Origin of the sequence: Anaerocolumna jejuensis DSM 15929 (genome assembly GCF_900142215.1) — a bacterium.
GTDB classification, from domain to species: Bacteria; Bacillota; Clostridia; order Lachnospirales; family Lachnospiraceae; genus Anaerocolumna; species Anaerocolumna jejuensis.
This window is the reverse complement of record NZ_FRAC01000042.1, coordinates 34189-44039: the sequence shown is the minus strand read 5'-3', so window position 1 is coordinate 44039 and position 9851 is coordinate 34189. Positions and strand designations below refer to the sequence as shown.

The following is a 9851-nucleotide window of genomic DNA, read 5'->3' as shown; positions in this document are numbered from 1 at the left end:
GGATATTTGAGAGGAGCTGACCTTAGTACGAGAGGACCGGGTTGGACTGACCTCTGGTGTACCGGTTGCACTGCCAAGTGCATGGCCGGGTAGCCAAGTCGGGAAGGGATAAACGCTGAAGGCATCTAAGCGTGAAGCCCCCCTCAAGATAAGATATCCCATAGCATAAGCTAGTAAGACCCCTGAAAGACGATCAGGTGGATAGGTTAGAGGTGGAAGTGCAGTAATGCATGTAGCTGACTAATACTAATAGGTCGAGGGCTTGACCTAAAATTAGATGGAATCAAAAAAATGTGTGGTTTTGAAGATATAATCTTGAAGATATTTAAATAGAGAAGATTAGAGAGTTATCGAATAAATGAAAAGCTGCCTGATGGCAGCTTTTTTGTGTATAATAAAATCTTTATAAAAGAAAAATGTGTATAATAAAATCTTTATAAAAGAAAAATGTGTATAATAAATTCCTTATAAAAGAAAAATGTGTATAACTAATGTTTTAACCACAGAAAAAAGAAGTTCCGCCTTTTATCAGGTTGAACTTCTAAGAACCAACGAAGTTGGCAGGATTACTTTCTGAGGTAATAAATCATAACCATGTATTCTTTCTAATAGCAGATTGGCCGCAACCATTCCAATTTCCTCCATCGGTACATGAATCGTAGTTAATGGGGGATTGGAAAACCGGGAAATTTCAATGTCGGACATACCTATTATCGCAACGTCTTTCGGGACAGATATGTTGTTAACATAGAAACTGTTCATAGCAGCCATAGCCATAAGGTCGCTGGCAACGAAAAAAGCAGTCGGATAATTTTGGGTCTTGCATAAATAATCAACTTTATTGGCACAAAGTTCTTCATCCCATTGGCAATTGATAGTCCACTGGTCATTGACCTCAAGGCCGGCAGAATGCATGGCCAAATAATAACCCTGAAAACGCTGGCTTTGTTTGATCTGCTGGGCTCCTAAGGTTCCTCCTATAAAACCAATCTTGGTGTGGCCTTTACTAATCAGATGTTTAGTTGCTGCATCGGCAATTTGATAATGATCATAACCGACATTATCAATATCTGTTCTTTGGGTATCTATTCCTACAATATGAGGAACATGTTTTCGAATATAATTGTAGACCTCCTTGTTAAGAGGTTCCATTAATATGAGGCCTGAAATATATTCCTGAAAAGTGGATGTTAAACAGTTGTGGTCTTCCAATTCAGGACCGGTTCTTATAAAAGAAATATCATAACCTTTTGAAAACAGTAGTTTTTCAACGCCGGATAAAATAGCCATAAAATAAGGGTCGTTATATTTTTTTTTGGTTACGCTTAAGATACAGCCAATTTTTATGCGTGTTGTATCTTGTGAAGCAGTTATAATTTTTTTCTTGGAAGTTCTGGTCTGCACCTTGTAATCCAGAGTGGTTACCGCATCCAATACGCGATTCTTGGTTTCTGTGGTCATTTTATATTTTGAATCGTTGTTTAACACACGGGATACCGTAGCAGTAGATACATTTGCCAGTTTAGCGACATCACGAATTGTACTCATCGAAGAATCTCCTTGCATTATAGTAGTTAATTGTTAACTATGCCCTTGTCTAAGGACAGTTGTTATGCAGTTTCAAGTCTAAAAAATCTCAGTTAAATTTCTGCACTTAATTCAATTAATACCATTTTAATTTTATTTCGAATATTGTCTGTTGTATTGATTGTTTAGTAAATTATACATTTTACTATAAGATATATTATGGCAAAAGTCAAGGATTTGTTAATTAATTACATTAGAATTCGTTAAACATTTTTATGTTTTATTGAACTAATCTTCAAACGTAAAATTTAACGTATCATGATACGTTTACTTAGCTGATAACGACTTAATTTGAATTAATAAGTATAAATATAAACAAAATGCACAAAAAAAACTATTCATATTATGCAAAAAGCCTATTTCAAAATCATAAATATAATGATATTATATTAAAGGAGTTTAGTAAACAAACAGGTAATTACATAACGTAACAAAGACGTCAATGTGACGTTATATAACGTTGATAAGACGTTGTATAAGAGGAAGGAGTTTTTACATTTGAAGATAGCATTAATAGGCGCTGGACAGCGCGGAATGATCTATGCCGGATATGCATTTGATAGTATGCAGAATGAAATTGTTGCGGTTGTAGATCCCAATAAAGAAAAAAGAAAAATTGCCGAAGAAAGGTTTCACATATCGCCAGAAATGGCTTTTGATAATTCAGATGCTTTTTTTAATGCCGGAAAGGTAGCAGATGCCATCATAATCGCTTCAATGGATCGTGATCATTATCTGCAGACGATAAAAGCATTGGAGTTGGGATATAATATTTTACTTGAAAAACCAATTTCACCAGATCCGAAGGAATGCCTGCTGATTCAGGAAAAGGCAAACGAATGTAACAGAAACATTGTTGTATGTCACGTATTACGCTATACCAATTTCTTTGCCGCTATTAAACAGATTATTGATTCCGGTGAACTGGGTAAAGTAATTACAATACAGCATGCAGAAAATATAGGTAATTTCCACATGGCACATTCCTTTGTTCGGGGAAATTGGAGAAACAGCGATGAGACAAGTCCGATCATTATGCAGAAATCCTGTCATGATATGGATATACTTGTTTGGCTGGCCGGAAGTGAAGCGAAAAAGGTATCGTCTTTTGGAAATTTACAATATTTCTGCCGTGAGAATGCACCGGAAGGAAGTGCGGAGCGCTGCATGGAATGCAAGGTAGCAGACCAATGCCGCTTTGATGCTCGTAAAGCGTATCTGCCGGTTGCCGGAGAATGGCCTGCAACTGTAGTGAGTGAGGACCAAACGGAAGAAGGACTTATGAAGAGCTTTGAAACAAGTCCTTACGGAAGGTGTGTCTATAAATGTGATAATAATGTTTGCGATAATCAGGTTACCAATATAGAATTTAAGAATGGAGTAACAGCAACATTCCATTTAAGCGGATTCTCTAATAAGATGCATCGGACCATCAAAATAATGTGCGAAAATGGAGACATTATTGGGGATGACAGTGATAACATGATTAAAATCACAAAGTATTCATCCAACTCCAAATATACCGGAGAGGAAAAAACGATACAGGTAGAAAGTGCGGAAGGATTCCATGGTGGTGGGGATTATGGATTGATGCTGGACTTTATTGCAGGCGCAATGGAAGATGGAAAAAACAGCAAAACATCTATCAATCGTTCAATAGAAAGCCATGTTATGGCATATGCAGCAGAAGAATCCAGATTAATGAATCAAATTATTGACATGGATGCTCTGAAGAAGGAACTTCTTAAATAAAAGTTGATTTAAAAGCAGTTCATTGTAATTACCTAGGCTGGGGTCTAGTTAATTTAATAAAGCAAACAAGAGGAGGAAATTTATGAGGTCTAAGAAGTTATTAGCTTCAATCTTATGTGTAGGATTAACCATATCAATGTTAGCGGGCTGTGGTAGCAAGAAAGACAATAGTAATCCGGAACCGGCAGCAACAGAAGCAGCAACTGATGCAGGCAAAGAAAATACAAACGGCGGGAAGTCTACGGGATATACAGGTGAACCTGCAGAAATCCATTATGCTTATTGGCAGGATAGCTTGGCACCTTATCTGGAAGAGTGCAAGACAAAATTTGAAAGCCAAAATCCCAATATCACAATCGTTCTTGAGCCAACTACCTGGACAGAGTATTGGACAAAATTAGAAACAGCTGCTACCGGCGGCAGTGTTGCAGATGTATTCCAGATGAATGGACCTAATATCAATAAATATGCGGAAGCCGGAATAGTACTTTCCCTTGCTGATTATATTACTTCATCCGGCTTAGATATGAATAATTATCCTGCAGCGATGAAAGATTTGTATAATGTTGATAGTGTGCAATATGGTATTCCAATCGATTATGATACTATCGGCTTATGGTACAATAAAGAATTATTTGACGCAGCCGGAGTTTCTTATCCGACTGATTCCTGGACCTGGGATGATTTAAAAGCAGCAGCAAAAAAACTTACAAATACCGAAAAGAACATTTATGGTATTTCTGCAGGCTATTCTGACCAAGGCGGTTTCTATAATACAGTATTTGCAGCAGGCGGCTATATTTTAAACGAAGACAAAACAGCATGCGGCTTTGATCAGGATGCTACAAAACAAGGTATCCAATGCTGGATTGATTTAATGAAGGCCGGTTATTCCCCTTCACAGGCTTCCTTATCGGAAAATGCTGATTATATTCAATTCATGTCAGGTAAAGTTGCTATGCTTTTTGCCGGCGACTGGTTTGCTGCTAATTTTGCTGATCCGAAAGCTGACTTTGCTGATAAGTGCGATGTTGCACTGCTTCCGACAATTAACGGAAAAAGAGCATCTGTTATTCATGGAAAAGCAAACTGTATTTCTGCAAGTTCAAAAAATCCGGATGCCGCATGGGCATGGGTCAACTACTTAGCAGGTACTGAAGCAAACGAAATCCTTGGTAAATCAGGTGCTGCAATTCCTGCCTATACAGGATATTCCGACCTTTTCTTTAAGCATTATCCTCAATACAACATGGGTATCTTCTCACAGGAAGCAAAGGAGTGTGCCTATACATATCCTGCAAGTAAAGGATTTACTCAATGGGCAGATGTTGTTTGGAATGAATTAATGCCTGTATACTCCTTAGAGGCATCTTTAGATGATGCATGTGCTAATATTACAAGCCAGATGAATGGTATTCTTGAGGCCCAGCAGTAATTGGCAAATAGGAATAAGGAGAAAGAGTAGTCCTGGAAACAGGCTACTCTTTCCTGATAATCGTAATAATAATCAAAAAATCAGACAACTGATAAACCGAATGCAATGCAGAGAGGTTGGATAGATGAAAGTAAATAATAAAAAAAGAAATGAATATTTTTGGGGCTATTTAATGATTGCTCCTGTTACGCTTGGTCTAATAGCTTTTTATTTTTATCCTTTTTTTCAAGTGATTTTTGACAGCTTCTTTAAGATTGGAGCGTTTGATAGAAGACAGGGATTTGTTGGACTGGATAATTACAAAAGGATGTTAACAGATGCACAGATGTGGCAGACACTTATCAATACATTTAAATATGTAATTATCATTGTTCCGGTTACTGTTATATTTTCATTGATTATAGCAGTGCTTCTTAATACAAAAATAAAAGGCTTATCTGTATTTAGAGTAGTATATTTCCTTCCTGCAATTACTATGGCGGCAGCTGTTTCTATGGTTTGGCGATGGATTTTTAATGGAGATTATGGAGTATTAAACGGTATACTTGGTTTCTTTGGTGCCGACCCGGTACAATGGCTGAATAATAAACATACGGCACTTATCTGTGTCTGCAGTGTAGCTATCTGGTCGAATGTCGGATATTATATGATTATTCTGCTTGCAGGAATACAGGGTATATCGAAAGAATATTATGAAGCGGCTGATATGGATGGAGCAACAACTTTTAAGAGGTTTTGGAAAATAACCCTTCCGCTTCTGACACCGACACTTTTTTATGTAGTAATCATGATTATTATTTCAACCTTCCAGACATTTGATGGTATTTATTTAATGATTGGTACAAAGAGCAATGCGATTAAGTATACCCAGTCAGTGGTTATGTATTTCTATCGTACGGCTTTTGATTATTCCAATAAGGGATATGCTTCTGCAATTGCTGTTATGCTGTTCCTGATTATTATGATAATCACGATGTTCCAGATGAAGATGCAAAAAAAATGGGTAAATTATGATTAAGGAGTGCTGAAGATGCCTAGTAAGTCAAATAAGTCTTTGATTCGTAAAACGTTAGTTTATATTGTATTGATTGTTGGGTCTTTTGTTGCACTGTTCCCTTTTTTATGGATGATTCTTACCTCTTTTAAGTCGGCGAACGAGGCAATGATGATTCCACCGACAATCTTTCCGGAAAGCTTAAAGCTTTATAACTTTACTTCAATAACCAAGAAGCTTCCATTTGTAAAGATTTACTTCAATACAACGGTTTCAGCAGTGGTTACAGTGACAGCTCAGCTGATATTCTGCTCTATGGCTGCTTATTCATTTGCCAGAATTAAATTCCCTGGAAGGGATATAATTTTTGTTACCTTGCTTGCAGTACTGATGGTACCTGGTACCTTTTTTATTCTGCCGCAGTATAGAATGGTCTATAAGATGGGCCTTCTGAATACCATACCTGCATTGTTTTTACCAAATTTATTCAGTGCGATGGGAACGTTCTTGTTACGGCAATTTTTTATCTCATTACCGCAGGAGCTGGAGGATGCGGCTTATATTGATGGCTGTAACAGAGGAAAGGTATTTGTAAAGATTATGCTTCCTCTTGTTAAGCCGGGCCTTGTATCACTTGGAATCTTAACATTTAAATTTTCCTGGAACGATTTGATGTGGCCTTTAATTGTTAATACCTCCACGGATAAGATGACGTTATCGGCGGCACTGTCTTATTTACAGGGCCAATATGTAACAGATTTCCCTGGCGTAATGGCAGGTGCAATATTATCGGTTGTTCCGATTATTGTAATATTTGCAATCTTTCAAAAACAGTTTATTGAAGGCGTTGCTCATACTGGAATTAAGGGATAAAACAGTAAAAAGATATTTTGAATCCGGTTTTTTGCCGGATTCTTTTTAAATATATTCCCGGTATAAGATGACAGGCTGCAAAGAAGAATTAAGGAATTACGTAACAAAACAACTAGAATAAACCCTGAAAAAAGGAGCATACAATATGAAAAAACCAATACTGGTAATTATGGCAGCAGGAATGGGCAGCAGATATGGCGGATTAAAGCAAATTGATTCTGTGGATGAGCAGGGACATATAATCATTGATTTTTCTATCTATGATGCAATTCGTGCAGGATTTGAGAAAATTGTATTTATCATTAAGAAGGAAATCGAAAAAGATTTTAAAGAAAAGATAGGAGATAGAATTTCAAAGCTCGTTGAAGTGGAATATGTTTATCAAGAGGTGGAAAGGATTCCTTCGAAATATCAGGTTCCGGAAGGAAGACACAAACCATGGGGTACGGGCCATGCAATATTATGCTGTAAAGAACATGTTGATGGACCATTTGCAGTGATCAATGCGGATGATTATTATGGGACTGAGGCATTCAAGATGATTTATAATGCTTTAATAGAGGAAAATGAACATAAAGCCTATTCCTATGCAATGGTCGGATATGTATTAGCTAATACACTTACGGAGAATGGTTTTGTTTCAAGAGGTGTCTGTGAAGTAAATGCACAAGGTTATTTACAAAGAATTGAAGAAAAAACAAAAATAGAAAAACGAGGCAGTGGTGCAGAATATTCGGATGATAATGGAGGAACATGGAGCTCTATTTCGCCGGATAGCATCGTATCAATGAATTTATGGGGATTTAAAAATAGTATCATGGATGAATTAGAAAAATCCTTTCTTCAATTCCTTGAGGAGGAAGTGCCGTCAAATCCTTTAAAGAGTGAATTCTTTCTTCCGACAGTTGTACAACAGCTATTAGAATCCGGAAAGTCAGAAGTTAAGGTATTAAAGACGAAAGATAAATGGTTTGGAGTTACTTATAAAGAAGATAAAGAAAAGGTTGTTGAAACAATCGCTCAATTAAAGATACAAGGAGTTTATCCGGAGTATCTTTGGAATGAGTAAAGTAGAATAAGTTGAAAACGGAGATTTCGTATGACAAGAGAAGAATTTTGTGTAAAGATAAATACAGCAGTGGAAGCATTTTGCGTAGAGGGAGAAATTGTAAATTATAAACAATATGGAAACGGACATATTAATGACACTTTCATTGTAAACTGTCAGAAAAACCAAACAAGTAAGAGATATATCTTACAGCGTATGAATCATGAAATATTCACAGAGCCGGAAAAGCTTATAGCTAATATTGAAAGTGTGACGCATTTTCTGAAGACCAGAATTCAGGAGAAGGGAGGAGATCCGGAAAGAGAGACCTTAAATCTTGTTTATACAAAAGAAGGAAAGTACTACTATAAGGATAGTATAGGCTGCTATTGGAGAATGTACAACTTTATTGAAGATGCAGCTTCTCTTGAACAGGTTAGAAAGAAGGAAGATTTCTATCAAAGTGCAGTTTCCTTTGGGAATTTTCAACGCTTATTAACTTCATTTGATGCTTCAAAGTTATATGAAACAATTCCTGATTTCCACAACACACCTGTTCGCTATCAGACATTTCTTAAGGCGGTAAAAGAAGATGTTTGCAACCGTGCTGCTTCTGTAAAAAAAGAGATTGATTTCTATATCAGCCATAAAGAAGATATGGAATTATGTGCAAAAAAACTGGCAGACGGAGCACTGCCGCTGCGAGTAACACATAATGACACCAAGCTTAATAATATTATGATTGATAATAAAACGGGAAAAGGAGTCTGTGTTATTGATCTTGACACCGTTATGCCTGGCCTTGCAATCTTTGATTTTGGTGATTCCATTCGTTTTGGTGCAAATACAGCGGTGGAAGACGAGCAGGATCTATCAAAAGTACACCTTGATTTGGAATTGTTTGAGACTTATGTGAAAGGATATTTGGAAGGCTGCAGCGGAAGTCTTACGGATATGGAAATTGAAATGTTACCATATGGTGCAAAGACCATGGCAATGGAATGTGGAATGAGATTCCTTACGGATTATTTGCAGGGAGATACCTATTTTAGAGTCCATAGAGAAGGGCACAATCTGGACCGATGCCGCACACAATTAAGATTAGTGGAGGATATGGAGATGAAATGGGATGAGATGCAGAAAATAGTATTAAAATATCGTTAAAAAGAAAAGGCTGCTCACCGGCAGCTTTTTGTTTTGTGTAATCTGAAAATAGTTAGTGTGACGTTTTTTCCTTCGGAGATGAATCAGGGATAAAGTGGTCAAAAATAAAATAATCAAAGCTTTCCCTGCTTTCCTCCAGGCTTTTCTGGTCTCTGATAGTCCAGGCAAAAGAAGGAGTATGGTAAAAATGTTTGCAGAGAGAAAATGAGAGCATATTCCGGTATTTATAATTAAAAGAAATAAAATCAGGCTTAATTATGAAATTCAGGAGGAGATTCTGCAGGATGAAAAACAAGGTACGGCTGCCTACCTCTTTGTCTTTTACCAGGTTACTGGCCAACTGACCTCTTATAATGGCAGGGCGCTTTCTTCTATACCAGAACAGCACAAGAGGGTTAAAGGACTCAATACAGTAGATGCCCTTATACTTCTCCAGCATGGGAGCAGTAATATCACAGACAGATGTATTGGTAAATTCCACTTTAAATTCAATGATGAGAGGAACTTTACCATTCACTGTTTCAAGAACCTCCTTTAAGGTCGGTATGGTTTCAGTAGACTGGTTTAAATGCAGTTTTCTCAGCTCGTCATAGGTTAATTCATGGACCTTTTTATTGAGCCGGCACACCCTTTTTAAAGTGAAATCATGGAAAACTACCGGAATGTTGTCTTTCGAAAGCTGCACATCCATTTCTATGCCATAATTATGCTCTACGGCTAGTTTAAAGGCAGAAAGCGAGTTCTCGGGTATTTTATCCGGATCGCTGTGAAGTCCTCTGTGTGCATAATATCTTCCGTCAAATGGTGAAAAGTTCTTTCGGTTAAATACCCGGGGCATAATGGCACCAAAATACAGCAAAACGAGTATTAACAGGATTATTATCAAGTATAACAACATAAATCGCCTCCTAAAGCATAATCGTAAGATAATGGATTCTTATCGAATGAAACCATTATAACATTCTAAAGGGGAACCTACAATCCTGCTTAAAATAATT

8 protein-coding genes and 1 rRNA gene are annotated in these 9851 nt (G+C 37.1%); 7 read left to right on the top strand and 2 right to left on the bottom strand.

Going from position 1 to position 9851, the window contains the following annotated elements; genetic code table 11:
* A 23S ribosomal RNA gene (locus BUB77_RS27090) occupies positions 1 to 270 on the top strand; the annotation flags it as partial.
* Positions 271 to 528: 258 nt separating this feature from the next.
* Here BUB77_RS27090 and BUB77_RS27085 read toward each other — a convergent pair.
* Positions 529 to 1548: a LacI family DNA-binding transcriptional regulator gene (locus BUB77_RS27085; protein ID WP_073280305.1), complete on the bottom strand. Its 1020-nt coding sequence runs from the start codon at positions 1546 to 1548 to the stop codon at positions 529 to 531.
* Positions 1549 to 2085: 537 nt separating this feature from the next.
* On the opposite strand from BUB77_RS27085, the gene BUB77_RS27080 reads away from it, so the two are divergent.
* The 6 genes from BUB77_RS27080 (at position 2086) to BUB77_RS27055 (ending at position 8853) form a co-directional block, all read left to right on the top strand.
* Positions 2086 to 3339 (top strand): Gfo/Idh/MocA family protein, encoded by a 1254-nt coding sequence (locus BUB77_RS27080; RefSeq protein WP_073280304.1) that lies wholly within the window; start codon positions 2086 to 2088, stop codon positions 3337 to 3339.
* An 82-nt stretch (positions 3340 to 3421) separates the two neighbouring features.
* On the top strand, positions 3422 to 4774 hold the full coding sequence (locus BUB77_RS27075) for an ABC transporter substrate-binding protein (protein WP_073280303.1): 1353 nt from the start codon (positions 3422 to 3424) through the stop codon (positions 4772 to 4774).
* A 124-nt stretch (positions 4775 to 4898) separates the two neighbouring features.
* Positions 4899 to 5792: a carbohydrate ABC transporter permease gene (locus BUB77_RS27070; RefSeq protein WP_073280302.1), complete on the top strand. Its 894-nt coding sequence runs from the start codon at positions 4899 to 4901 to the stop codon at positions 5790 to 5792.
* A 12-nt stretch (positions 5793 to 5804) separates the two neighbouring features.
* The gene (locus BUB77_RS27065; protein ID WP_073280301.1) at positions 5805 to 6641 is read left to right on the top strand and encodes a carbohydrate ABC transporter permease; all 837 of its coding nucleotides are present in this window, start codon (positions 5805 to 5807) and stop codon (positions 6639 to 6641) included.
* A 145-nt stretch (positions 6642 to 6786) separates the two neighbouring features.
* Positions 6787 to 7710: a sugar phosphate nucleotidyltransferase gene (locus BUB77_RS27060; RefSeq protein ID WP_073280300.1), complete on the top strand. Its 924-nt coding sequence runs from the start codon at positions 6787 to 6789 to the stop codon at positions 7708 to 7710.
* Between the two features lie 30 nt (positions 7711 to 7740).
* Positions 7741 to 8853: a phosphotransferase enzyme family protein gene (locus tag BUB77_RS27055; protein ID WP_073280299.1), complete on the top strand. Its 1113-nt coding sequence runs from the start codon at positions 7741 to 7743 to the stop codon at positions 8851 to 8853.
* 52 nt (positions 8854 to 8905) lie between these two features.
* Here the strand turns inward: BUB77_RS27055 and BUB77_RS27050 are convergent, their stop codons facing one another.
* Positions 8906 to 9751, bottom strand: coding sequence for a glycerophosphodiester phosphodiesterase family protein (locus tag BUB77_RS27050; protein ID WP_073280298.1), 846 nt, complete (start codon positions 9749 to 9751; stop codon positions 8906 to 8908).
* Positions 9752 to 9851: the final 100 nt, after the last annotated feature.

Excerpts from the sequence above, each read along its gene's own strand:
- BUB77_RS27085 (WP_073280305.1), bottom strand. The coding sequence starts at position 1,548 with ATGAGTACAATTCGTGATGTCGCTAAACTGGCAAATGTATCTACTGCT.
- BUB77_RS27075 (WP_073280303.1), top strand. The coding sequence starts at position 3,422 with ATGAGGTCTAAGAAGTTATTAGCTTCAATCTTATGTGTAGGATTAACC.
- BUB77_RS27070 (WP_073280302.1), top strand. The coding sequence starts at position 4,899 with ATGAAAGTAAATAATAAAAAAAGAAATGAATATTTTTGGGGCTATTTA.
- BUB77_RS27065 (WP_073280301.1), top strand. The coding sequence starts at position 5,805 with ATGCCTAGTAAGTCAAATAAGTCTTTGATTCGTAAAACGTTAGTTTAT.
- BUB77_RS27060 (WP_073280300.1), top strand. The coding sequence starts at position 6,787 with ATGAAAAAACCAATACTGGTAATTATGGCAGCAGGAATGGGCAGCAGA.
- BUB77_RS27055 (WP_073280299.1), top strand. The coding sequence starts at position 7,741 with ATGACAAGAGAAGAATTTTGTGTAAAGATAAATACAGCAGTGGAAGCA.
- BUB77_RS27050 (WP_073280298.1), bottom strand. The coding sequence starts at position 9,751 with ATGTTGTTATACTTGATAATAATCCTGTTAATACTCGTTTTGCTGTAT.